This window comes from Dyella marensis (assembly GCF_049532885.1).
GTDB classification, from domain to species: Bacteria; Pseudomonadota; Gammaproteobacteria; order Xanthomonadales; family Rhodanobacteraceae; genus Dyella_D; species Dyella_D marensis.
Genome location: NZ_CP064029.1, coordinates 4,596,568 through 4,620,436, shown reverse-complemented (window position 1 = coordinate 4,620,436; position 23,869 = coordinate 4,596,568). Strand labels below are relative to the sequence as shown.

17 protein-coding genes are annotated in these 23,869 nt (G+C 68.3%); 13 read left to right on the top strand and 4 right to left on the bottom strand.

What is annotated here, in order from left to right; genetic code table 11:
* Positions 1–164 precede the first annotated feature (164 nt).
* Complete coding sequence (locus tag ISN75_RS20180; protein ID WP_343817867.1) at positions 165–1,190, top strand: TraB/GumN family protein; 1,026 nt, start codon at positions 165–167, stop codon at positions 1,188–1,190.
* Between the two features lie 589 nt (positions 1,191–1,779).
* Here the strand turns inward: ISN75_RS20180 and ISN75_RS20175 are convergent.
* From ISN75_RS20175 to ISN75_RS20165, 3 genes are all read right to left on the bottom strand, one after another.
* Positions 1,780–2,316: a pseudouridine synthase gene (locus tag ISN75_RS20175; RefSeq protein WP_343817866.1), complete on the bottom strand. Its 537-nt coding sequence runs from the start codon at positions 2,314–2,316 to the stop codon at positions 1,780–1,782.
* Between the two features lie 9 nt (positions 2,317–2,325).
* Entirely contained in the window at positions 2,326–3,222 is an 897-nt protein-coding gene (locus tag ISN75_RS20170) for a methyltransferase (protein ID WP_343817864.1), read from the bottom strand.
* A gap of 167 nt (positions 3,223–3,389) precedes the next feature.
* Positions 3,390–4,316: a LysR substrate-binding domain-containing protein gene (locus tag ISN75_RS20165; RefSeq protein ID WP_167253471.1), complete on the bottom strand. Its 927-nt coding sequence runs from the start codon at positions 4,314–4,316 to the stop codon at positions 3,390–3,392.
* 105 nt (positions 4,317–4,421) lie between these two features.
* Here ISN75_RS20165 and ISN75_RS20160 point away from each other — a divergent pair, with 105 nt between their 5' ends.
* Both ISN75_RS20160 and ISN75_RS20155 read left to right on the top strand, forming a co-directional pair.
* Positions 4,422–4,622 (top strand): hypothetical protein, encoded by a 201-nt coding sequence (locus tag ISN75_RS20160; RefSeq protein WP_168648317.1) that lies wholly within the window; start codon positions 4,422–4,424, stop codon positions 4,620–4,622.
* Between the two features lie 60 nt (positions 4,623–4,682).
* Positions 4,683–5,627: an aldo/keto reductase gene (locus ISN75_RS20155; RefSeq protein ID WP_343817862.1), complete on the top strand. Its 945-nt coding sequence runs from the start codon at positions 4,683–4,685 to the stop codon at positions 5,625–5,627.
* A 192-nt stretch (positions 5,628–5,819) separates the two neighbouring features.
* Here ISN75_RS20155 and ISN75_RS20150 read toward each other — a convergent pair whose 3' ends face one another.
* Complete coding sequence (locus ISN75_RS20150) at positions 5,820–6,605, bottom strand: TatD family hydrolase (protein ID WP_343817860.1); 786 nt, start codon at positions 6,603–6,605, stop codon at positions 5,820–5,822.
* A gap of 512 nt (positions 6,606–7,117) precedes the next feature.
* Here ISN75_RS20150 and ISN75_RS20145 point away from each other — a divergent pair.
* The 10 genes from ISN75_RS20145 to gspG all read left to right on the top strand — a co-directional run bounded on the left by ISN75_RS20145 (position 7,118) and on the right by gspG (position 23,862).
* Positions 7,118–8,752, top strand: a complete 1,635-nt coding sequence (locus ISN75_RS20145) for a S8 family serine peptidase (RefSeq protein ID WP_167253477.1) — start codon at positions 7,118–7,120, stop codon at positions 8,750–8,752.
* Positions 8,753–9,353: 601 nt separating this feature from the next.
* The gene (locus ISN75_RS20140) at positions 9,354–9,773 is read left to right on the top strand and encodes a post-PEP-CTERM-1 domain-containing protein (protein WP_168648315.1); all 420 of its coding nucleotides are present in this window, start codon (positions 9,354–9,356) and stop codon (positions 9,771–9,773) included.
* Complete coding sequence (locus ISN75_RS20135) at positions 9,770–11,776, top strand: PA domain-containing protein (protein ID WP_343817857.1); 2,007 nt, start codon at positions 9,770–9,772, stop codon at positions 11,774–11,776. The genes ISN75_RS20140 and ISN75_RS20135 overlap by 4 nt, the downstream gene beginning before the upstream one ends.
* Before the next feature lie 157 nt (positions 11,777–11,933).
* The gene (locus ISN75_RS20130; RefSeq protein ID WP_343817855.1) at positions 11,934–15,620 is read left to right on the top strand and encodes an ESPR-type extended signal peptide-containing protein; all 3,687 of its coding nucleotides are present in this window, start codon (positions 11,934–11,936) and stop codon (positions 15,618–15,620) included.
* Between the two features lie 375 nt (positions 15,621–15,995).
* Positions 15,996–16,412: a post-PEP-CTERM-1 domain-containing protein gene (locus ISN75_RS20125; protein WP_167253485.1), complete on the top strand. Its 417-nt coding sequence runs from the start codon at positions 15,996–15,998 to the stop codon at positions 16,410–16,412.
* Complete coding sequence (locus tag ISN75_RS20120; protein WP_343817853.1) at positions 16,409–18,397, top strand: PPC domain-containing protein; 1,989 nt, start codon at positions 16,409–16,411, stop codon at positions 18,395–18,397. The genes ISN75_RS20125 and ISN75_RS20120 overlap by 4 nt, the downstream gene beginning before the upstream one ends.
* A 79-nt stretch (positions 18,398–18,476) precedes the next feature.
* Positions 18,477–19,985, top strand: coding sequence for a YadA family autotransporter adhesin (locus tag ISN75_RS20115; protein WP_343817851.1), 1,509 nt, complete (start codon positions 18,477–18,479; stop codon positions 19,983–19,985).
* Between the two features lie 236 nt (positions 19,986–20,221).
* Positions 20,222–21,952 (top strand): type II secretion system ATPase GspE, encoded by a 1,731-nt coding sequence (gspE, locus tag ISN75_RS20110; RefSeq protein ID WP_167253489.1) that lies wholly within the window; start codon positions 20,222–20,224, stop codon positions 21,950–21,952.
* 168 nt (positions 21,953–22,120) lie between these two features.
* Positions 22,121–23,338: a type II secretion system inner membrane protein GspF gene (gene gspF, locus ISN75_RS20105; protein WP_168648310.1), complete on the top strand. Its 1,218-nt coding sequence runs from the start codon at positions 22,121–22,123 to the stop codon at positions 23,336–23,338.
* 98 nt (positions 23,339–23,436) lie between these two features.
* Complete coding sequence (gene gspG, locus ISN75_RS20100; RefSeq protein WP_167253805.1) at positions 23,437–23,862, top strand: type II secretion system major pseudopilin GspG; 426 nt, start codon at positions 23,437–23,439, stop codon at positions 23,860–23,862.
* Positions 23,863–23,869: the final 7 nt, after the last annotated feature.

Here is a 23,869-nt window from a genome sequence, read left to right as displayed (position 1 = left end):
AAGACGGATCGACGAAGCGTCGCTCGCCTTCCACTCCCGCTTCACCGCTCCGCCCGACCCCTCACCCCGACCCTCTCCCCGGAGGGGAGAGGGAGGCGGCACGTTGAACCTTCGTGCCATCCTTAAGTCCGACCACCGTCCCCGATCCCCCGGAGTTCCGACAAATGCGCCTGGTCCCCCTTGCCCTTTGCCTGGCGTTGCTGGTGTCTCCTGCATTCGCGCAGGAAGCGCCACCCGCTCCCGCCACCTCCGTCACCAACCTCGAATCCGTCGTCGTCAGCGGCGTCGTCCCCGGCCCCGGCCTGTGGAAAGTCAGCAAGGGCGATCACGTGATGTACGTGCTCGGCACCTTGTCGCCGCTGCCCGAACATATGCAGTGGAAGACCGACGAAGTGGAAGGCGTGATCGCGGCCTCACAGGAAGTGCTGTCGCCGCCGTCGGTATCGATCAAGCCGAAGGCGAGTTTCTTCGGGAAACTTTTCCTGCTGCCGTCGCTGATCGGTGCGCGCAAGAACCCGGATGGAATCACTCTGCAGCAGGCCTTGCCTGCCGACGAGTACGCGCGCTGGGCCACGCTCAAGCAGAAATACATCGGCAGCGACCGCAGCGTGGAAAGCTGGCGCCCGATCTTCGCCGCCGTCGAGCTGTACGAGAAGGCGATCAAGCGCAGTGGACTCAATGCGTCGGGCGGCGTGAAGGACGCCGTGCGCGAGCTGGCCAAGAAGCACGGCGTGAAAGTCAGCGCCACGCGCTACGAGATGGTGATCGAGGAACCGCGCGCGGCACTGAAGACCTTCAAGACTTCCTCGATGGAGGACAAGCAGTGCTTCAGCCAGACGCTGGACACCGTCGAGCACGGGCTTGGCCAGGTCACCGCGCGTGCGAATGCCTGGGCCGTGGGCGATATCGAGGAGTTGCGCCATCTGCCGATGAACGACCAGCGCGAAGTCTGCATCGAGGCGATCACCGGCGCGGGCTTCGCGGAGAAACTGGGCTTGAAGGATGTGCCGGGGAAGGTGCAGGCGACCTGGATGGCGGCGGTGGATCGCGCGATGTCTGCGAATGCGCAGACGTTTGCGTTGCTGCCGATGGAAGAAGTGCTGTCGCCGAAGGGTTTGCTGGCGAAGTTGAAAGCGCGCGGTTACACGGTGACGGCGCCGGATGAGGATGACGCGGCGCCGTCAAACTGACGACGATTCGAATCGGATTCGCCCTACAGACAACCCTAAGTTGCTCTGCTAGCGTGTTTGCGTTGTCCGCGTAGTGTTTCAGGACGTGTCGCGGACAACCATGGCAGCAATGTCGTGAGAGCGCGGGCCGAGGGTGTAACGAGCACCCCCGACCCGCTAACCATCACCAACTTGTAGGGAGTCGATCATGGCTAAGCCAGATCATACGTCACTCGCACGCTCGCCGATTCCCTGGGCGACATCTCCACCGGCTGACCGGGCCGTCCGCTCTCTTCGCGGACACGGTTGAAGAACGCGCTGCGCGATGCAGGCGCATTTGCGGATGCAGTGGTTGCAGGTGCGCGCCGAAGAGCATTCGACGATCGATGCCGAGAGCGACGCTTCCTAGAACAATCCAGCGACACCCTCTCATCCCCCTCTCCCCTCCGGGGAGAGGGTCGGGGTGAGGGGTCGGGCGGAGCGGTGAGCGGAGGGTCGAGAAAGCTCAAAAGCTTTTCTTCACTTCGTAGAAGCCTTACCGCGAGCACCCGCCCCTCATCTGCCTGCCGGCATCTTCTCCCCGGAGGGGCGAAGAGTTCTTCGTAGGAGGTTATTTCAGCAAGGTGCGGGTCTCTCCCGGCGCCAACCCATCCAACGCATATCCACCCACACTCACCCGTATCAACCGCAGCGTCGGAAACCCCACCGCCGCCGTCATCCTGCGCACCTGCCGATTACGCCCTTCGCGCAAGGTCACACTGATCCAGCTCGTCGGAATACTTTTCCGGAACCGCACCGGCGGCTCGCGCATCCACAGCCATGCCGGCTCGTCCGCATGCTCCGCACCCGCGGGCAAGGTCGGCCCATCGTTGAGCGTCACGCCAGCGCGCAGCTGCGCGATGGCTTCATCGGTAACGGCGCCATCCACCTGCACCAGATACGTCTTCGGCTGCTTATGCCGCGGATCGGTCAGCTGGTGCGCCAGGCGCCCGTCGTCGGTCAGCAGCAGCAAGCCTTCGCTGTCGTAATCCAGCCGCCCGGCCGGATACACATCCTTCTGCCGCACGAATTCGGCCAGCGTCCGCTTGCCCCCTTCGGGACTGAACTGGCACAGCACGTTGAACGGCTTGTTGAGCGCCAGCAGCATGCGCCGCGCTCAGTGCGCGGCGGTCTGCGTGGTGGCTTCCGGTTTGACGAAGCGCAGGGTCATGCGGTCGGACTCGCCGATGGCCAGGTACTTGGCCTTGTCCTGCTCGCCCAGGGTGAGCGTCGGCGGCAAGGTCCACACGCCCTTGGCGTAGTCCTTGGTGTCCTTCGGATTGGCGTTGACCTCGCTCTGGCCTTCCAGCTTGAAGCCGGCGTCGGTGGCGAGCTTGATCACGAAGGCGGTGGGCAGGTAGCCGCTGTCCTTGATGTCTTCGAGCCTGGCGCCGTCAGCGGCGCGATGGTCGACCACGCCGAGCACGCCGCCCGGGCGCAATGCGGTGTAGAAGCCTTTGAACATGGCGGGGGCGCTGTTGTCCTCCACCCAGTTATGCACGTTGCGGAAGGTCAGCACCATGTCGGCCTGGCCCGCGGGGCCGAACGAGGGCGCCTTGGGGTCGTATTCGACGATCTGCGCCTTGCCGTAGTGTTCCGGGTCGGCCGCGAACTTCGCGCGCAGGCCGCCGTCGCCCGCTTCGCTGCCGGACTTCTTCACCGCCGCGGTGTAGCTGCCGTTGTCCTTCAGCAGCGGGGCCAGGATCTCGCTGTACCAGCCGCCGCCGGGGGTGATCTCGATGACTTTCAGGTCCGGGCGGATGCCGAAGAACTGCAAGGTGCCCTTCGGATGCCGGTAGACGTCGCGCGCGCGGTTCTTCTCCGAGCGCCAGCTGCCGGCCAGCACGTTGTCCAGCTGCGACGAGGTGAAGTCGGTGGCGGTGGTCGGCGGCACCAGGCCGCCGGCGGGCTGGTCCTGCTGCGCGTCCAGGGCGGCGGCGGGCATGGAGTTGCCGGTGCATGCTGCAAGCAGGGCGGCGGCGAGCACGGCGGCGAAGGGGCGGATCGTCGGCATGGGGGCGTTTCCGAAAAGTGCCTGTTGGAGGCTAGCACGCGTTTTCGTGCCGGCCATGTATACGTTTGGTCGATGGACAGTGAGTGCTGCGTGTAGGTAAGGAGGTTCCAGAACCTGGCGCGCCAACGCTCAAAAAAACGCCGGCCCTGGCGGCCGGCGCGCGCATTCTAAGGCAAGGCGGCATGGGCGGCGGCGCGGCGGCTCGACGCATCCGCCATGTCCCGCGCATAGGCCTCGGCCTCGCAGCGGATCCAGTCGCGGAAGATGCGCAGCCCCGCGTGTTCCAGCGAACGCCGCGGATACACCAAGTAATACGCCTCGGTGATCGGCAGGTAGCGCTCGCCCAGCACGTGCAGCAGCCCGGCGGCCACCAGCGGCCGCGCGGTGACCATGCGCCCCAGCGCCACGCCCATGCCTTCCAGCGCGCCGCGCTGCAGGGCGTCGGTGGTGTCGAACTGCGCCACGTAGCGCGGCGGCGGCGTGCCGCCGAATACCTCGAACCAGTCGCGCCAGCGGTTGCCCGGGTCGCCCAGCAGGGGCCAGGCGCCGAGGTCGTCCGGGTCGGTGCCGCGCATGCGTTCCAGCAAGGCCGTGGAGGCGACCGGCGCGATCCACTCGCCGAACAGATGCTCGCTTTCCACGCCTTCCCACACGCCGCGGCCGTAGCGCACGGCGGCGTCCACCGGGTCGCGCTCGAAATCCACCAGCAGCGAGCTCGATTGCAGGTTGAGCTCCAGCTCCGGATGCGCCGCCACCAGCCGCGCCAGCCGCGGCACCAGCCAGCTGCTCATCACGCCGGGGCTGGCGCTCAGGGTCAGCGCTTCCTCGCGGCGGCAGCGGTAGCTGGTCATGGCGCGGTCGATGCCTTCGAAGTGATGCCCCACCGCTTCGAGCAGGCGGCGCCCTTCGGCGGTGAGCTGCACGCCGCGCGGGCCGCGGTCGAACAGCTTGCGTTCCAGGCGCTGCTCCAGCTGGCGGATCTGGTGGCTGAGCGCGCTGACGGTGAGGTTGGCCTGCTCGGCGGCGCGCGACAGATTGCCCAGGCGCGCGGCGCTGACGAACTGCTGCAGAAGGTCCAGCGAGATACGTGGCATCTTGAATATCCCTCAAGGCTGGCTTGCGAATATATCGCTTTGTCGCGGCCTGGCGGCTGTCTATCTTGAGCGGACCGCCAGATGGCGGACACCCGGGAGGCTGCCATGAGTTCGATCTGGAACGACCTGCTGTTCCTGCACGGGCATATCGCCGATGCGAACCTGGCGCGCCGGCTGGCGGCGGTGCCGGACACCGAAGCCCAGCCGCGCGAGCCGGCCAGGCACAAGGAAAAGACGCCGCGCACGGAGCGCATGGAGGTGGCGCGGATCGCCGCTTGCGGCAACGGTGCCTGCACGCCGACTTGAATTGCCCCGGATCGGGCGGCAAGTTTCCTGGATCGCTCCCCCGCTACAGGAAACGCAGCCATGCAACATCGCCGCCTCGGTCGTTCCGATCTTTCCATCGCGCCGCTCGCCTTCGGCGGCAATGTGTTTGGCTGGAGCGTGGATGAAAAGCGCTCGTTCGAGTTGCTGGACCAGTTCGTCGACGCCGGCCTCAACCTGATCGACACGGCGGACGTCTATTCCGCCTGGGCACCCGGCAACCGCGGCGGCGAATCGGAAACCATCATCGGCAAGTGGCTCAAGCAAAGCGGCAAGCGCGACCGCGTGGTGATCGCCACCAAGGTGGCGAAGTGGGTGGAGCACCGCGGCCTGTCGCCGATGAATATCCAGCAGGCGGTGGAAGGCTCGCTCAAGCGCCTGCAGACCGACCATATCGACCTGTACCAGGCCCACGAGGACGACGCGAGCGTGCCGCTGCACGAGACGCTGGGCGCGTTCGGCCGCCTGATCGAGCAGGGCAAGGTGCGCGCCATCGGTGCCTCCAACTACAACGCGGACCGCTTTGCGGAGGCGCTGGAAGTTTCAGCGCGCCATAACTTGCCGCGCTACGAGAGCCTGCAGCCCGAGTACAACCTGGTGGCGCGCGGCGGCTACGAGCAGGCGCTGGAGCCGCTGGTGCTGAAGGAGCAGGTGGGGGTGATCAATTACTACGCGCTGGCCAGCGGCTTCCTCAGCGGCAAGTACCGCAGCGAGGCGGACCTGGGCAAGAGCGCGGCGCGTGCGGGGGCGGTGCAGAAGTTCCTCAATCCGCGCGGTTTCGGCGTGCTTGCCGCCTTGGACGACGTGGCGAAGGCGCATCGGGCGACGCCGTCGCAGGTGGCCTTGGCATGGTTGATCGCGCGGCCGGGGATTACGGCGCCGATCGCGAGTGCGACGAATGCGGATCAGCTTAATGAGCTGCTGGGGGCGGTGCGGGTGCAGTTGAGTGCGGATGAGGTTGCGCAGTTGGATCTCGCAAGCGCCTGATCGAAGCAACTCTTCGCCCCTCCGGGGAGAAGATGCCGGCAGGCAGATGAGGGGCCGGGGCTCGCCACGCGATATCAGCGGAGCAAAAAGCTTTTGAGCTGTTCGCGAGATTCAGCGCGCCGCTCCGCCCGGCCCCTCACCCCAGCCCTCTGCCCGGAGGGGAGAGGGAGCAAAGGTGCGGTGCCTTGGAGTTCACAACCCGAAAAACTTCTCCGCCGTCGCCGTACTGTTCGCCGCCGTGACTTCCACCGGCTCGCCGCGGTCCCGCGCGATCTCATAGCAGATATGCCGCAGATACATCGGCTCGTTGCGCCGGTGGCTGGGCTGCGGCTTTACCGTGCGCGGCAGCAGGTACGGCGCGTCGGTCTCGATCATCAGCCGGTCGGCCGGAATCTCCTTCACCAGCTCGCGCAGATGCGTGCCGCGGCGCTCGTCGCAGATCCAGCCGGTGATGCCGATATGGCAGTCCAGCGCCAGGTAGTCGCGCAGCGCCTCGCCGGTGTCGGTAAAGCAATGCACCACCGCCGCCGGCACGCGGTCGCGGTAGCGGCGCAGCAGGGCGATGAAATCCTGGTGCGCGTCGCGCTGGTGCAGGAACAGCGGCTTGCCCAGGTCGGCCGCGATGCGCAACTGCTTCTCGAAGACGTCCAGCTGCACCTCGCGCGGCGAGTAGTTGCGGTGGTAGTCCAGCCCCGTCTCGCCCACCGCGCGCATTTCCGGCTGGGTGTGCAGTTCGCGCAGCAGCGCGTCGGTGGCGTCGTCGTAATCCACCGCATGGTGCGGATGTACGCCGGCGGTGGCGTACAGCTCGCCGGGGTGGCTGCGGGCCAGTTCCAGCGCATGCACGCTGGCCTCGCGCGAGGCGCCGGTGACCACCATGCGCGTCACGCCATGCTCCCGCGCGCGGGACAGCACCTCGTCGAAGTCGTGGCGGAAGGATTCGTGGGTGAGGTTGGCGCCGATGTCGAGCAGGTGCATGGGGGCTGGGGTCGCAAAAGCGTGCATTGTCTCCGAGCCCTCAAGCAGGAGCAAAGCTAAGCCCCTCTCCCCCGGCGACCCGAAGGTAGTCCCTGTGGGAGAGAGGGGTTGGGGTGAGGGTTCGGGCGGAGCGCGAGAGTGAGGTGCACCGCTCCGGCCGAACCCTCATCCGCCTGCCGGCACCTTCTCTCCCACGGGGACTACCTTCGGGTCGCCGGAGGGAGAAGGATTCACTCCCCCAAGTCAATCCGTACCTGGCGCTCATCAGTGCCCCTCCCTCCGAAAAATTCCTACGAATTTTCGTGCCCCGTCGACATTTCCTTCGGATTTGTCTTGTTAGCGTGAACCCGGGTCCACCAGTTCCGGTTGACCCATCTCTTGATCGGGGGAGGCCGGGCTCGCCAGCCCGGCGGTCGATCTGCGCGCTCTGGGGAGGGCGCGCCGGCCGTACATCCTCGGGGGCACCTCCGTTCATTCAATCCATCCAGACCAAGTAGATAGAGGGAGTTCGAATGAATCGTTCGCATATGAAGCTGCTGGCCGCCTCGCTCGCCCTGGCCCTGGGCCTGCCCGCCGCGGCCATGGCCGCCGACGACATTGCCGGCAACACCCGTTTCGATCTCAGCTCGGTACAGGAAACCGCGACTTACGACCGCTTCGTGGTGGTCTACCGCGACGGCAGCACCGAGCGCGGCAATGCCGGCGCCGCGGTGCAGGCCATGTCGGCCGCGGCCGGCAAGGCGAAGCTCGTCGATGCGGTGCAGTTCGGCGGCCGCGCGCTCGGCCTCAACTACAAGCGCAAGCTGGCCAGCGGCGGCGATCTCGTCACCACCTCGCGCCGCCTGAATGCGGCGGAGACGCGCCAGTTCGTGCAGCAGATCGCCGCCGACCCGGCGGTGGAATTCGTGCAGCCGGACTACCTGCGCCAGGCGCTGGACAAGCCCAGCAAGGTGGTGCTGCCGCAGGGCGCGGCCACCTTCACTACGCCGAACGACCAGTACTTCGCCGGCTACCAGTGGGATTACCTTGCCGCCGGCGGCGCGGCCTTCGCCGACGCCAGCCTGGGTACCAGCGTGGCCAACTGGGGCGGCGCCAACATCAAGCAGGCGTGGACCCTCGCCGACGGCACCGGCGTGATCATCGCCAGCCTCGATACCGGCGTCACCAACCATCCGGATCTGGACCTGACCCTGGCCAACGCCGGCTACGACTTCACCAGCACCGCCCTGGTCTCCGGCCGCAGCACCGACGGCCGCGTGGCCGGCGGCTGGGATACTGGCGACTGGACCACCGGCAGCAAGTACCTCGCCAGCAACGGCGGCTGCGTGGATTCCACCCATCCGGCCGAAGACAGCAGCTGGCACGGCACCCACGTGTTCGGCACCGCCGGCGGCGAGAAGACCAACAACACCACCGGCATGGTCGGTACGGCGTTCGGCGCCAAGGTGTTGCCGGTGCGCGTGCTCGGCCACTGCGGCGGCTACGACAGCGACATCGCCGACGCCATCACCTGGGCCTCGGGCGGCCACGTCAACGGCGTGCCGGACAATGCCAACCCGGCCAAGGTGATCAGCATGAGCCTGGGCGGCAGCGGCACTTGCACCTCCAGCAGCGTGACCGGCAAGGCGATCAGCGGCGCGATCAGCCGCGGCGCCACCGTGGTGGTGGCGGCGGGCAACAGCAACGCCAACGTGTCCGGCTTCTCGCCGGCCAGCTGCCCGGGCGTGGTTGCCGTGGCCGCCACCGGCATCACCAGCCGCCGCGCGTTCTACTCCAACTACGGCAAGGGCATCACGCTCGCCGCGCCGGGCGGCGGCGTATACGCCAACGACGGCTCCAGCGGCACGCAGGCGACCACCGGTTTCATCTGGTCGACCATCGACTCCGGCACCACCACGCCGTCCGGTTCCACCTACGGCGGCATGGCCGGCACCTCGCAGGCCACGCCGCACGTGGCCGGCGCGGTGGCGCTGATGCAGAGCTATCGCTTGTCGCTGGGCAAGTCGCTGCTCAGCTCCACACAGATCGCTTCGCTGCTGAAGTCCTCGGCGAGCGCGCCGCACGTGGCGGCCAGCGGCAGCAAGCCGATCGGCGCGGGCATTCTCAATGCCTATGCGGCGGTGCAGGCGGCGGGCGCGCAGCCTTGAGCTGACGTTGCGCAGTCGTAGAAGAAGCGAAGGCCGGCGCGCGATGCGCCGGCCTTTTTTCTGCGCAGGCGATGGCTGTCGCGGCGCATAAAACTTTTTCGCAATTTCTTATTGACGCACGCAAGAAGGCACTGATAGTTTCGCCAACGCGCCAATGATTTGACGCACGCATCACGCATCGCGAAGGACGTGTCGCATCTTAAGGAAGCATGGCGGGGGCCATGTGCACGTGTCCGATTCGAAGCGCAACGCTATCGAGGGGAAAACACATGGCACATGAGCAAGGGCCGCTGCCGGCCTTCGGCGTTCTTTGTCCTGGATCCGGCCATGGCGGCCGATGGCGAATACGCCCGCATTAAACCTTCCGTTCTGAATCACGGCTGCCTTCGCCGGTAGCCGCGGACGGCCATTCGTTCGATCTGCACACCGAAGGCGCCAGCCATCGGCGGACGCGTGCGGCCGCTCCAGACGCATCGCTGCAACCCACACCGCAGGCCGGGCGTACGCGCTCGGCCATCGAAAAGTCGGCGCCGGCCTTCGCTGCCTGCGCTGTTGTTCGCGGAGCCGGCCGACGGTTCCGCCGCCTATGGGAGGAGTACAGATGGAAAACACGGGAAAGATCCAGGCCATGGGCCTGTTGCTGATGGCGGTGTTCGCCACGGCAAGCATGGCGGGGGAGGGACGCACGGCCGCGCCGGCGTCGACGCAGAACCAGCAGGTGACCTTCCGCGATCCGGCCACTGGCCGCACACGCACGCCGACCGAAGCGGAACTGGCCGAGCTGTCGCGCATCGCCGCACAGGAAGCCGCCACGCAGCCGTCGATCGGTCCGGCCACCGAAGCCGATGCGCGCGCCACGCTGCGCAAGGTGCGCCTGAGCACGGGGCTGGAAGTCACCGTGATGGACGTGCCGCAGAGCCTGGAAACCTCGGTGGTGGCCGAACGCGGCGCCGACGGCAAGTACCGCGTGCACCACGCTGGCGACGAACCGCGCGCCGCGGCGCCGGAGGTGTCGCAATGATCGCCTGCAAGCCTCTGTTCAAGGCCCTGCTCGCCACCGGCCTGCTCGGCCTGGCCAGCGCCGCCGCCGCCGCGGACATCCGCATCATCAATCTCGACGCCGGCACCGGCAAAGGCCTGGACGATCCCACGCCGGTCGCGCCGATCGGCGGCAATCCGGGCGTGACCCGCGGCGAGCAGGCGCGCATCGCCTTCGACTACGCCGCCTCGCTGTGGAGCGCGGTGCTCAAGAGCGGCGTGCCGATCGACATCAACGCCAGCTTCCAGAAACTCGCCTGCACCGCCACCGGCGGCACGCTCGGTTCCTCGCGCGCGCTGTCGATCACCGCCTTCAGCGCCACCAACCTGCCGGCTGGCGCCAAGGCCGACACCTGGTACCACATCGCACTGGCCAACACCCTGGTCGGCGAAGACACCAGCCCCAACAACGCCGACGTGCAGATGCAGTTCAACGGCGCCATGGGCACGCCGGGCTGCCTGGAAGGCATGCAGTGGTACTTCGGCCTGGACGGCAATACGCCGGCCGGCCAGTCCAACTTCCTCAACGTGATGCTGCACGAGATGGCGCACGGCCTGGGCTTCTCCGGCTTCAACAATCTCACCACCGGCAAGCCGCTGCTGGGCAACGACGGCGTGGCGCGCCCGGACATCTATTCCAGCTACGTGTACGACAACGGCGCGGCCATGAAGTGGTACGACATGACCGACGCCCAGCGCGTCACCTCCGCCTTGAACGATGGCCATCTGGTCTTTACCGGCCCGAAGGTCAAGGCCGATGCGCCGCTGGCGCTGGGCACGCGCGCTGCGCTGATGGTGAGCGCGCCGGCCGCCGCCGCCGGCGAATACCTGTACGGCCAGGCGCAATTCGGGCCGGCGGCCAGCGTGGCCAACTTCAACGGCAGCGTGGTGCGCGCGGTCACCGGCGCGAATGCGGAAGGCTGCGCGGCGTTCGACAACGCTGCCGCCGTGGCCGGCCATATCGCCCTGGTGGATCGCGGCACCTGCGGCTTCGCGGTGAAGGCGCGCAATGCCGAAGCGGCCGGCGCCACCGGCATGGTCATCGCCAACAATCAGGCCGGCAACGATCTGATCACGCCGGTAGGCGATGGCGGTGCGCCGATCAATATCCCGGTGGTGGCGGTGTCGCAGAACTCCGGCATCACGCTGAAGGCCAACCTCGCCGGCCTGGCCATCGCCATGAGCACGGTGCCGGCCGGCATCGACGCGGCAGGCAATGTGCAGATCTACGCGCCCAAGACCCTGGTGGTGGGTTCGTCGTTCTCGCATTTCGACACGCGCCTGTCGCCGAACGCACTGATGGAATACGCCGAAAGCGCGGACCTGAAGGGCCATATCGACGTGGACCTGACGCCGTCGCTGTTCATCGACGAAGGCTGGCGCGTCAACGGCGGCAGCCAGCTGCTGCGCACCTGCGACACCGGCGTGCCGGCCTGGGTGCCGGGCGGCGTGATCGTCGGCGCCAATATCTCCGCGGAAGCGAAGAAGCTGGCCAAGGCTTCGGCCACGGTGGGCGACTACGCGGCGGCGATCCGCGCGCATGCGGCCAAGCTCGCCACCGACGGCCTGCTCACCGCGCCGCAGGCCAGCAGCCTCAATGCCTGCCTCAGCGATGCGGAAATCGCCAAACAGTACGACAACTGGCGCCAGGGCGGCACCGGCGCACCGGCGGTGGTGGACATGGCCAACGGCCAGACGCTGACCGCACAGGCCGGCGCGGCCGGCAGCGAGCGCATCTACACGCTGGTGGTTCCGGCCAACGCGCGCACGCTGAACATCCGCACCTTCGGCGGGTCCGGCGACGTGTCGCTGTACGTCAAGGCCGGCGCCGAGCCGACCGCGGCCAGCAACGACTACCGCTCGGTGCACGTGGGCAACAGCGAAACCGTGCTTACCGCGCGGCCCGCGGCCGGCACGTATTTCATCAAGGTAGCGGGCGACAAGGCCTACGCCGGGGTGAGCGTGCAGGCCAGCTACAGCCTGTAAGAGCGATGCGGCATCGCGGTATCCGCGCTGCCGCATTCCATGGAACGCAAGCGGGGGACGCCGCGACGGCGCCCCCGATGAATGCAGCGGCATGGACCGTGGCGCGCGAACGCGCCGCCGCGGGCGCGTGCCCGGACGACATCAGGGAGTGCCACTCGTGAACAAGATTTACAGCAAGGTCTGGAATGCGTCGCTCGGCGTGCTGGTCGTCGCCAGCGAGCTGGCCAGCGCCCGCGGCAGGCGCGGTGCCTCCCGGCGCCTGCGCGCCTCGGTGCTGGCGGCACCCCTGGCCGCGTGCATGGCGCTGTGTGCCGGCGGCGCGCTGGCGCAGAGCACCACCACCGCCGGCACCGGCGCCACCGCCAACGGCGAGCGCGGCACCGCGGTGGGCGAGAACGCGCTGGCCGATGCGCAGGACAGCACGGCAATCGGCGCAGGCAGCGCGGCCTTCGGCATCGGCGCCACCGCGCAGGGCGCCAGCAGCATCGCCAATGGCGCGGAGAGCGTGGCGGTGGGTTATCGCAGTTTCGCCAACGATGCGAACGGCACCGCGGTCGGTGCGAATGCCAATGCGTTCGGCATCGGTGCGTCTGCGTTCGGCAATGGCGCGAATACCAATGCGGACTATGCGACGGCGGCGGGTTACGGCGCGGTCGCTTCCGGCAAGAACAGCGCGGCGTTCGGCGCGGGTGCGCAGGCGGCGGGTGCTGGCAGCGTGGCGATCGGCGGCAACGCGGTCGACGAAGACGGCGCGGCCTTGTTGAACGATGCCAACGGCCAGCCGATCACTACCGCGGCGAGCAGCGCGGGCGTCGGCGGCACGGCGGTCGGTGCGAGTGCGAAGGCGAGCGCGCTGGGCGCTTCCGCGTTCGGTCTGGGCGCCGAAGCTTCCGGCTCGTTGAGCACGGCGCTCGGCACCCTGGCGGCGGCGAGCGGTTCGCAATCCGTCGCTATCGGCTATGGCTCGTCGGCGACCACGGCGTCGAGCGTGGCGCTGGGCGCGGGTTCGCAGGCCACGCGCGCGAACACCGTGTCGGTGGGCAAGGCCGGCGCGGAGCGGCAGATCGCCAATGTCGCGGCCGGCACGCAGGCCACGGATGCGGTGAACAAGCAGCAGCTCGATACGGCCGTGCAGGGCACGACGGCCAGCCATTACTTCGCCGCCGACGGCGCGAAGGACGGCAGCGACGATGCTGCGGCGTTCGGCGTGCACAGCGTGGCCTCCGGCGCCAGCAGCATCGCCAACGGCGAAGAGAGCGTGGCGGTGGGTTATCGCAGTTTCGCCAACGATGCGAACGGGACGGCGGTGGGTGCGAATGCCAACGCCTTCGGCGTGGGCGCCTCGGCGTTCGGCAGCGGCGCCAACACCAATGCCGACTATGCGACGGCAGCCGGTTATGGCGCGGTCGCCTCTGGCAAGAACAGCGCGGCGTTCGGTGCGAATGCCCAGGCGGCAGGCGCCGCGAGCGTGGCGGTTGGCGGCAACGCGGTCGACGAAGACGGTGCGGCCTTGTTGAACGATGCGAACGGCCAGCCGATTACCACGGCCGCCACCAGCGCCGGTGTCGGCGGCACCGCGGTGGGTGCGAGTGCCAAGGCCAGCGCGCTGGGCGCTTCCGCTTACGGTCTGGGCGCCGAAGCTTCCGGCTCGCTGAGCACGGCACTCGGCACGCTGGCGACGTCCAGCGGTTCGCAGACTGTCGCCATCGGCTACGGCTCTTCCGCCACCGCGGCATCGAGCGTGGCGCTGGGCGCCGGCTCGCAGGCCACACGCGCCAACACCGTATCGGTGGGTAAGGCCGGCGCGGAGCGGCAGATCGCCAATGTCGCGGCCGGCACGCAGGCCACGGATGCGGTGAACAAGCAGCAGCTGGATACCGCCGTGCAGGGCACCGCATCGAATCACTACTTCACCGCCGACGGTGCGAAAGATGGCAGCGACGATGCCGCAGCCTTCGGCGTGCACAGCGTGGCTTCCGGCGCCAGCAGCATCGGCAACGGCGAAGAGAGCGTGGCGGTGGGTTATCGCAGCTTCGCCAACGATGCGAACGGCACGGCCATCGGCGCGAATGCCAATGCGTTCGGCGTGGGTGCTTCGGCGTTCGGCAGCGGCGCCAACACCAATGCCGACTATGCGACGGCAGCCGGTTACGGCGCGGTCGCTTCCGGGAAGAACAGCGCCGCGTTCGGCGCGGGTGCGCAAGCGGCAGGCGCCGCCAGCGTGGCGGTCGGCGGCAACGCGGTGGACGAAGACGGCGCGGCACTGCTGAACGATGCCAACGGCCAGCCGATCACCACGGCCGCCACCAGTGCCGGCGTCGGCGGCACGGCGGTCGGTGCGAGCGCGAAGGCGAGCGCGCTGGGCTCATCCGCTTACGGTCTTGGCGCCGAAGCCTCCGGCTCGCTGAGCACGGCACTCGGCACGCTGGCGACGTCCAGCGGCTCGCAATCCGTCGCCATCGGCTACGGCTCTTCCGCCACCGCGGCATCGAGCGTGGCGCTGGGCACCGGCTCGCAGGCTACGCGCGCGAACACCGTGTCGGTGGGCAAGGCCGGCGCGGAACGGCAGATCGCCAACGTCGCCGCCGGCACGCAAGGCACCGATGCGGTGAACCTCGCCCAGCTGCAGGGCGCGGTGAGCGCGAGCGTCGGCAATGCGCTGACGTACGACGCGGCGGACAAGAGCCAGGCCACCCTGGCCGGCGCCAGCGGCACGCGCCTGTCCAACCTCAAGGCCGGCGCGCGGCGCGACGATGCGGTGACGGTTGGCCAGGTGCGGGACGTGCTGCGCCTGATCGGCGGCAACGCGGATGTCGACGGCAACGGCGCCCTGGTCGCCAGCGCCTTCACCGTGCAGGGCGGCAGCTATACCAGCGTGTTCGACGCGATCGGCGCGCTCAATGGCTCGGTCAGCAACATCTACGCGGGCATCGGCGATCTCAATAACCGCCTCGCCGCGCTGGATCAGCGCGTGACCACCGGCGACGGCAGTTTCGGCGGCCGGCTGGCGGTGGATGGCACAGGGCCGGCGAGTGTCGCAACGGGTTCGAAGGGCGTCGCGCTCGGTGCGGGCGCGGCTGCCGGCGGGGATCACGGCACGGCGATCGGCAGCGACAGTTACGCGGCCGGCCCCAACGACACCGCGATCGGCGGCAACGCGAAGGTCAACGCGGATGGCAGCACGGCGGTCGGCGCCAACAGCACGATCGCCGCCGTCGCCACCAATGCGGTGGCGGTCGGCGAAAGCGCCAACGTCACCGCCGCCTCGGCCACGGCCATAGGCCAGGGCGCATCCGCCAGCGCCGCCGGTGCGGTGGCGCTGGGCCAGGGTGCGGTGGCCGATCGCGCCAATACCGTGTCGGTCGGCAATGCGGCCACGCAGCGGCAGATCGTCAACGTCGCCGCCGGTACGCAGGCCACGGATGCGGCGAACGTCGGCCAGGTGGAAGAAGCGCTGACCACCGCCAAGAGCTATGCCGATGCCGGCGACCGCCAGACGCTGACGCAGTCGAAGGCCTACACCGACCAGAAGCTCGGCAGCTTCGCCAGCAGCAGCGACCTCAGCGCCCTGCGCGAACACGTCGACGGGCAGTTCCGCTCGGTCAATACGCGCGTGAGCCGCGTCGGCGCGATGGGCACGGCGATGGCGCAGATGTCCTTCAGCACGCAGGGCATCAATACGGAGAACCGCGTGGGCGTGGGTGTCGGCGGCTACCGCGGGCAGGCTGCCTTGTCGGTGGGTTATTCCAGGCAGCTTTCGCCGCGGGCGAATCTCACCTTCGGCGCGGCGGTGGCGGGCGGCGGGGAAAGCTCGGGCGGCGTGGGCCTGGGCGTGGGCTGGTAAAACCGCGCATCGGGCGGAGAACTATCCGTCGGATGCCGCAAGCTGGTCAGCTTCACCAAGGCCGGTGCGCCATGCACCGGCCTTTTTTTATAGCGGCACTTGCTCCTTAGGAATGTCCGAAAGTCGACGAACCGTGAAGGCACTTCACGGACTTCGCTGTCCATAATCGGGTCGCCATGCCGGGTCTGCTCGGGCATGGAGATCGAGCGTTTCGCCATCGCGCGCGGCCGGATACCCCACGGTCGCGCGGCATGTCCCATCGCCCTTCGACCGCACCGCCGGCCTCCGCCGGCGGCGGGCAAGTGCGGCCGCTCGAACGTCCGCGCCCCAGCAGTTTCCGCGCGGCGCACTTCATCGGATTGAGGAGTACAGGTTTTGAAGAACGAGACAAGCACGCACGCTCTGGGCCTGGCGCTGATCGCGCTTCTGGCGACGGCGGCATCGGCGGCGGAGCAGCCGGCGAAGGCGCCGGCGGCGACGCAAAGCCATCAGGTCGTCTTCCGCGACCCGCTTACCGGCGAACTGCGCGCGCCCACCGACGCGGAGATGGCGCGGCTGCAGCGCGCCACGCAAGGGGATCAGGCCTTGCTGCGCGCGCTCGGCACGCCGGCGAAGGCCGACGAGCGCCTGCGTTGGCGCGAAGTCGATCTCGGCAACGGCAGCAAGGGCAAGATCGCGACACTCCCCGACCGCTTGCAGAGCCGGCTGGTGATGGAGCGCGGTGCAGATGGCGAATATCGCATGCATCACGCGGCCGGTGCCGCCGCTGCCGCGCCGGAGGCCACCCCATGAGCCGGCGCAAACCATGGCTGATGCTGCTGGCCGGCGGTCTGATGGCCGCAGCGGGTGCGGCGCCGGCGGAAATCCGCATCAACAATCGCGATGTCGGTACCGGCACGGGACTGGACGATCCGGCCGCCGCGGCGCCCGTCGGCGGCAACCCCGGCAAGACCCGCGGCGAGCAGGCGCGCATCGTCTTCGAATATGCGGCCTCGCTGTGGGGCAGCGTGCTGAAGAGCCGCCCACCGATCATCGTGGGCGCTTCGTTCAAGAAGCTGGCATGTACTGCCGATGGCGCAACGCTGGGCCAGGCAGGCCCCGCCAACATTTTTACTTTCGCTTCGGGGGCGGGTATCCGGCCGGGTGTCGCTTATCACATCGCTTTGGCCAAGGCGTTGAGCGGGCGGGATCTGACTCCCGGGGCGGTGGACATCAATGCCGCGTTCAATGGCGCGATCGGCACGCCGGGATGCCTGGAAGGGTCGGGCTGGTACTTAGGCCTGGACGGCAACACACCGCGCGGCCAGAGCAACTTCCTCAACGTCGTATTGCACGAGATGGCGCACGGCCTCGGCTTTCTCGGCTTCGGCGATGTGGAAACCGGAGCGCCGGCGATGGACGGCGATGGTACGCCAGTGCCCGACATCTATTCGCTGTTTGCCTACGACAATGCCAAGGGCAGGCGGTGGTACGACATGTCCAACGCCGAACGCGCCAGCTCGGCGTTGAACGATGGGCATCTCGTCTTCACCGGCGCTAACGTCAGGGCCCATGCGCCGCTGGCGCTGGGTACGCGCAACGCGTTGCAGGTGACCGCGCCTGCGGCGATTGCCAAGGAGTACGGCTTCTCCCCGCTGGCGCTTGGCCCGGCGGCGACTCCCGCCAATTTCAGCGGAACCGTGGTACGCGCGGTGACCGGAAGCAATGCACAAGGCTGCAGCGCTTTCGACAACGCCGCCGCGGTGGCGGGCCATATCGCGCTGATCGACACCGGCACCTGCGACGGCGTGACGAAGGCGCGCTTCGCGCAGGCGGCCGGAGCCACCGGCGCGATCCTCGCGTACGACCCGGCCGGGCCTGACGTCTCGATCCATGCCGGCGCCGGTGTTGCGGTCACGATTCCGACTTTGCTGCTGGAGCAGGCCGAGGCCGATGTGCTCAAGGGGAATCTCGCCGGCTTGAGCGTGGCCATGCGCGCGGTGCCGGCGGGCATCGATCCGTCCGGCTACGTGCAGCTCTATGCGCCCAGGACGGTGCGGCCCGGTTCTTCCTTCTCGCATTTCGACACGCGTCTTTCGCCCAATGCGCTGATGGAATTCGCATTGAGTCCCGATCTGAAAGGCCATATCGACCTGGACCTGACCCCGTCGCTGTTCCTGGACGAAGGCTGGCGCGTCAACAGCGGCGGCCAATTGCTCGGTACCTGCGATACCGGCGTGCCGACCTGGGTGCCGGGCGGCGTGATCGTGGGCGCGAATATCGCGGCGCAGGCGAAGATGCTCGCGACCACGTCCGCCACCGTGGGCGACTATGCGGCGGGTATACGTGGCCATGCCGCCATGCTGGCCCGCATCGGCCTGCTGAATGCCGTGCAGGCGAGCAGCCTCAATGCGTGTCTCTCCGACGCGGAGCTGGCCAGGCAGTACGCCAGCTGGCGCCAGGGCGGCAATGGCGGCACGGCCTTCATCGAACTCGACAGCGGCAAGGCCTTGCCCGCGCTGGCGGGTGCGGCAGGCAGCGAGCGGCTCTATCTGCTGACCGTGCCGCCCGGCGCGCGCTCGCTGAACATCCGCAGCTTCGGCGGCACCGGCGACGTTTCGCTGGTGGTGCGCGCAGGCAACGAGCCGATGCCGACGAGTTATTCCTACCTCTCCGTGCATCCCGGCAACAGCGAGAGCGTGGTGGTGGCGCGTCCTGCGGCGGGTTCCTACTTCATCAAGCTGGTGGGCCTGCGGCCCTACGCCAACGTGAGCCTGCAGGCCACCTACAGCATGTAACAGCAGCGCCGCCGCGCCGCCGCGCGAGTGCGCGGCGGCGCGGCGCGCGCCTGTCCGACCTTTGAGGAGTGCCATTCCGATGAACAAATCTTGCAACGACAACCGCCGTGCATCCTCGGCTTTGCGTGTGTCCGTCTTGGCAGCCTGCCTGGCGCTGTACGGGATGACCGATGCGTCGGCGCAGAACGCGCCCACCGGCACCACCACCGGCGGTGCCGGAGCCACGGCCAACGGCGACCGCGGCACGGCGCTGGGCGAGAACGCGCTGGCCGACGAGGCCGACGCCACCACCACCGGCGCCGGCAGCGCCGCGCTGGGCGTTGCCGCCAGCGCGTATGGCGCCAGCAGCATCGCCAACGCCAGCGAAAGCGTGGCGATGGGTTACCGCAGCTTCGCCAACGATGCGAACAGCACGGCGCTGGGCGCGAATGCCAGCGCGTTCGGCTATGGCGCCTCGGCCTTCGGCAGCGGCGCCAGCACCAATGCCGGCTATGCGACCGCGGCAGGCTTCGGCTCCGTGGCATCCGGCCTGGCCAGCACGGCCTACGGCGAGAGCGCGCAGGCGACCGCCGCCGGCAGCGTCGCCATCGGTGGCCGCGCGCTGGACGGCGATGGAAAGCTGGTGCTGACGGACGATGCGGGGGCGCCGATCGAAGCGGCGGCCACCAGCAGCGGCATCCTCGGTACCGCCGTCGGTGCGGGCGCCAGCGCCGCCGGAGTGGGAGCCTCGGCTTTCGGCGCGGGCGCGGAAGCTTCCGGCGCGGATAGCGCAGCGCTGGGTTCGCTGGCCAAGGCGCGTGCCGATAAGGCGGTCGCCATCGGTTCGGAAGCGACCGTCACCGGCGCGTCGGGTGTGGCGCTGGGCGCCGACAGCAGCGCCAGCATGGTCAACAGCGTCGCGCTCGGTGCCGGCTCGAAGGCCTTGCGCGCGAACACGGTGTCGGTGGGCAGCGCCGGCGCAGAACGCCAGATCACCGACGTCGCCGCCGGCACGCAGGCGACCGATGCGGTGAACCTGAGCCAGCTGCAGAGCGTGCTCGGCAGCTCGGTGGGCAGCATCAATGTCGGCCTCGGCGAGTTGAGCAGCCGCCTTGCCGCGCTCGATCAGCGCGTGGCCGCCGGCAGCGCCAAGGATCCAGGTCCGGCCATCGGCTACACCCCCGACCCGGCGGCCGCTACCGGCAGCCAGGTGCAGGAAGCGCTGAGCACGGCCAATAGCTATGCCGACGCCGGCGATCGCCAGACCCTGACCCAGGCCAAGGCCTATACCGACCAGAAACTCGGCAATCTCGCCAGCCGCCGCGAGCTGGACGACCTGCGCCGCCACGTCGACGACCAGTTCAATACGCTCGACACGCGCATCAACCGCGTCGGCGCGATCGGCGTGGCGATGTCGCTGATGTCCTCCAGCACGCAGGGCTTCGATGGCAACAGCCTGGGGGTGGCGGTGGGCGGCTATCGCGGCCAAGGGGCGCTGTCGGTCGGCTTTTCGCGGCAGATCAGTTCGCGGGCGCGGTTGACCCTGGGCACGGCGATCGCCGGGGGCGGCGAAACCGCCGGAGGCATGGGCCTGGGCATAGGTCTTTAAGGCATAAGGAGAAAGCCGCGGCGCGGCATCGGCGCGATGGTCCGATGCTGCGCTGCACTGCTCTATTGTCCGATTAAGACAGATATTTTTGCCTTTTTCTTACGACATCTCAGTGCCGCGGGAGCATGCTCGCCACTGCCACGATGGTTGTGTTAACAATGGCGCTTCACTCGCCCGGCAGGGGCGATGCACGGAGCATCGCGGGCGCGACCTGGACTTGAGATGTGGGGTGTGTGATGTCGGCAGTGGCCAAGCCGGCGCCCGGCGATGGAGCCGCAGAAAGCAACCGCGAAGCCGCGGTATGCGACCTGCTGGTGGCGCGGGGGCGGCTGAAAGACAGCGATCTGGCGCGCGCGCGGCGGCTGCACGAAGAGTCGCCCGAGGGCACGCTGACGGCGCTGATGGCCCGCCTGGGCCTGGTGTCCGAGCGCGACCTGGCCGAAGCCTGGTCCGAATTGCTGCACACGCCCCTGCTCGCCGCGCGCGAGGCGCCGGAGTTGCCGCCGGCGGAACTGGACCTGTCCCCGCGCTTCCTCAAGCTGCACCACGTGGTGCCGGTGCGCGACGGCGACGACGGCCTGGCCCTGCTGGTGTCCGATCCGGCCGACCCCTATCCGCTGCAGGCGGTGGAACTGGCCGCCGGGCGGCCGGTCACGCTGCGCATCGGCCTGCGCTCGGAAATCGACGACCTGATCGAGCGTTATTACGGCTCCGGCCGCTCCGCCATGGGCACCATCGTGGAGAACCTCGACGGCGGCGCCGCGGTGGAGGACGACGTCGAGCACCTGCGCGACCTGGCTTCCGAAGCGCCGGTCATCCGCCTGGTCAATCTGATCCTGCAGCGCGCGGTGGAGCAGCGCGCCTCGGACGTGCACATCGAGCCATTCGAGAACCGCCTGAAAGTGCGCTACCGCATCGACGGCGTGCTGCACGAAGTGGAAGCGCCGCCGTCCAGTTCCACCGCCGCGGTGATATCGCGCGTCAAGATCATGGCCAAGCTCAACATCGCCGAGCGGCGCCTGCCGCAGGACGGCCGCATCCAGCTGCGCGTGCAGGGCAAGGAACTGGACCTGCGCGTGTCCACCGTGCCGACCAGCTTCGGCGAGTCGGTGGTGATGCGTATCCTCGACCGCGAATCGGTGGTGTTCGATTTCTCCACCCTGGGTTTCACTTCCGCTTTCCAGCAGCGCTTCGTCGACGTGCTGGAGCGCCCGCACGGCATTTTGCTGGTCACCGGCCCCACCGGCTCGGGCAAGACCACCACGCTGTACACCGCGCTGGGCAAGATCAACACGCCGGACGTGAAGATCATCACCGTCGAGGACCCGGTCGAATACCAGATCGAAGGCATCAACCAGATCCAGGTGAAGCCGCAGATCGGGCTGGACTTCGCCGGCGCCCTGCGCTCGATCGTGCGCCAGGATCCGGACGTGATCATGATCGGCGAAATGCGCGACCTGGAAACCTGCCGCATCGCGATCCAGTCCGCGCTCACCGGCCACCTGGTGCTGTCCACCCTGCACACCAACAGCGCCGCGGGCGGCATCACGCGCTTGCTGGACATGGGTGTCGAAGACTATCTGCTCGGTTCCACCGTCAACGGCATCCTGGCGCAGCGCCTGGTGCGCCGGCTGGATCCGGAAACCGCGACGCCTTACGAAGCGCTGCCCGAGGTGATCGAGCAGTTCGAGCTGCACAAGTACACCGACGAGCGCCCGATCCGGCTGTGGAAGCCCGGCAGCAGCGCGGCCAATCCCACCGGCTACCGCGGCCGCCGCGCCATCATGGAGTTCCTGGTGATGTCCGACCCGCTGCGCCGCCTGGTGATGCAGCGCGCCGACGCCGGCGAGATCGAGCGCCAGGCGCGCGCCGAGGGCATGCGCACCATGTACGAGGACGGCATCGCCAAGGCCGTGGCGGGCATCACCACGCTCGAGGAGGTGTTGCGTGTCACGCAGGAGGGCTGAGAGCCGGGAATGGGGAATAGGGAATAGGGAATCGGCGCAAGGTCCGACGCTGCCGTTATTCCATGCGCCCTATGAAAGATCTGCCGCCCCAGCTTCCAAGGCTTGCGCCGCGCTGCTCCCTATTCCCAATTCCCTATTCCCTATTCCCCGCGCGAGCGGCAGCGGCACATGAGCCAGTTCCACTACCGCGCCGTCAGCGACACCGGCGACATCCTGCACGGCGAAATGGAAGCGGCCAGCGTCGACGAGGTGATCGCGCGCCTGCAGGACCAGGGCCACACCCCGCTGGAAGCGCGCCCCGCCAACGAGGCCGGCAGCAGCGGCAGCTTCGGCGGCCTGTTCAAGCGCGGGCCGTTCACCGGCGACCAGCTGGCGCAGTTCACCCACCAGCTGGCCACGCTATTGGGCGCCGGCCAGCCGCTGGACCGCGCGCTGGGCATCCTGCTGGACCTGCCCGAGGGCGAGCGCGCCAGGAAGCTGATCGAGCGCGTGCGCGACCGCGTGCGCGGCGGCACCACGCTGTCGCAGGCTTTCGACGAAGAGCACGGCGTGTTTCCCAAGCTCTACATCAGCCTGGTGCGCGCGGGCGAGGCCGGCGGTTCGCTCGAAGACACCCTGCGCCGCCTGGCCGACTACCTCGAGCGCAGCCAGCAATTGCGCGGCAGCATCGTCAATGCGCTGATCTATCCCGCCTTCCTGATGGTCGGCGTGCTCGGCTCGCTGGTGCTGCTGCTGGCCTATGTGGTGCCGCAGTTCGTGCCGATCTTCGAGGACATGCAGGTGCCGATCCCGCTGATCACCCAGGCGGTGCTGGCGCTGGGCAACCTGATCCAGTCGTGGTGGTGGTTGCTGGTGCTGCTGATCGGCGGCGGCATCTTCGTGTGGCGCGCGCGCATGCGCGACCCGGCCTACCGCCTGGCCTGGCACGGCAAGTTATTGCAGAAGCGGGTGGTCGGCCCGCTGCTGCTGAAGGTCGAGACCGCGCGCATCGCCCGCACCCTGGGCACCCTGGTCAAGAACGGCGTGCCGCTGCTGTCGGCGCTCACCATCGCCCGCCAGGTCACCTCCAACCGGGCCCTGGACGAGGCGCTGGCCCAGGCTGCGGAACAAGTGAAGGGTGGTTCGGGTCTGAGCCTTGCGCTGGCCCAGTCGCAGCGCTTCCCGCGGCTGGCCCTGCAGATGGTGCAGGTGGGCGAGGAGGCCGGCCAGCTCGACACGATGCTGCTGAAGGTGGCCGACACCTTCGAACTGGAGAGCAAGCGCGCGATCGACCGCCTGCTCGCCGCGCTGGTGCCGGCGCTGACCATCGTGATGACCATCCTGGTGGCCATCATCATGGCGGCGATCCTGCTGCCGCTGCTCAGTCTTACCAGCAATATTCAATGAGAGGGAATCACGTCATGAAACGTTTCGTTGTCGGGAATCGGGAATCGGGAGTAGGGAATAGGGAAAACCGCCGTACCGCGCGGCGCACTGCTTTTCCGATTCCCGATTCCCGATTCTCTATTCCCCGCCGTACCAGCGGCTTCACCCTGCTGGAAATGCTCGCGGTGATCGTGCTGATCGGCATAATCGGCGCGGTGGTGGTGACCCAGGTCGGCAAGAACGTGGACAAGGGCAAGTACGGCGCCGGCAAGGCGCAGCTCACCACGCTCAGCCAGAAGGTCGAGAACTACGCGCTGGACAACGGCTCGCCGCCGCAGCAGCTGCAGGACCTGATCGCCAAGCCGGCCAATGCGCGCAACTGGCAGGGTCCGTATGCGAAGGAATCGGAGCTCAAGGATCCCTGGGGCCATGCCTTCGGCTACAAGTACCCCGGCGAGCACGGCAACTTCGACCTCATCTTCTACGGCCAGGACGGCCAGCCCGGCGGCGACGGCTACAACGCCGACGTGGGCAACTGGCAGTAAGCGATGA

What these genes read in the sequence shown, in the direction of transcription:
- ISN75_RS20180 (WP_343817867.1), top strand. Translation starts at nt 165, where the DNA reads ATGCGCCTGGTCCCCCTTGCCCTTTGCCTGGCGTTGCTGGTGTCTCCT.
- ISN75_RS20175 (WP_343817866.1), bottom strand. Translation starts at nt 2,316, where the DNA reads ATGCTGCTGGCGCTCAACAAGCCGTTCAACGTGCTGTGCCAGTTCAGT.
- ISN75_RS20170 (WP_343817864.1), bottom strand. Translation starts at nt 3,222, where the DNA reads ATGCCGACGATCCGCCCCTTCGCCGCCGTGCTCGCCGCCGCCCTGCTT.
- ISN75_RS20165 (WP_167253471.1), bottom strand. Translation starts at nt 4,316, where the DNA reads ATGCCACGTATCTCGCTGGACCTTCTGCAGCAGTTCGTCAGCGCCGCG.
- ISN75_RS20160 (WP_168648317.1), top strand. Translation starts at nt 4,422, where the DNA reads ATGAGTTCGATCTGGAACGACCTGCTGTTCCTGCACGGGCATATCGCC.
- ISN75_RS20155 (WP_343817862.1), top strand. Translation starts at nt 4,683, where the DNA reads ATGCAACATCGCCGCCTCGGTCGTTCCGATCTTTCCATCGCGCCGCTC.
- ISN75_RS20150 (WP_343817860.1), bottom strand. Translation starts at nt 6,605, where the DNA reads ATGCACCTGCTCGACATCGGCGCCAACCTCACCCACGAATCCTTCCGC.
- ISN75_RS20145 (WP_167253477.1), top strand. Translation starts at nt 7,118, where the DNA reads ATGAATCGTTCGCATATGAAGCTGCTGGCCGCCTCGCTCGCCCTGGCC.
- ISN75_RS20140 (WP_168648315.1), top strand. Translation starts at nt 9,354, where the DNA reads ATGGAAAACACGGGAAAGATCCAGGCCATGGGCCTGTTGCTGATGGCG.
- ISN75_RS20135 (WP_343817857.1), top strand. Translation starts at nt 9,770, where the DNA reads ATGATCGCCTGCAAGCCTCTGTTCAAGGCCCTGCTCGCCACCGGCCTG.
- ISN75_RS20120 (WP_343817853.1), top strand. Translation starts at nt 16,409, where the DNA reads ATGAGCCGGCGCAAACCATGGCTGATGCTGCTGGCCGGCGGTCTGATG.
- ISN75_RS20115 (WP_343817851.1), top strand. Translation starts at nt 18,477, where the DNA reads ATGAACAAATCTTGCAACGACAACCGCCGTGCATCCTCGGCTTTGCGT.
- gspE (WP_167253489.1), top strand. Translation starts at nt 20,222, where the DNA reads ATGTCGGCAGTGGCCAAGCCGGCGCCCGGCGATGGAGCCGCAGAAAGC.
- gspF (WP_168648310.1), top strand. Translation starts at nt 22,121, where the DNA reads ATGAGCCAGTTCCACTACCGCGCCGTCAGCGACACCGGCGACATCCTG.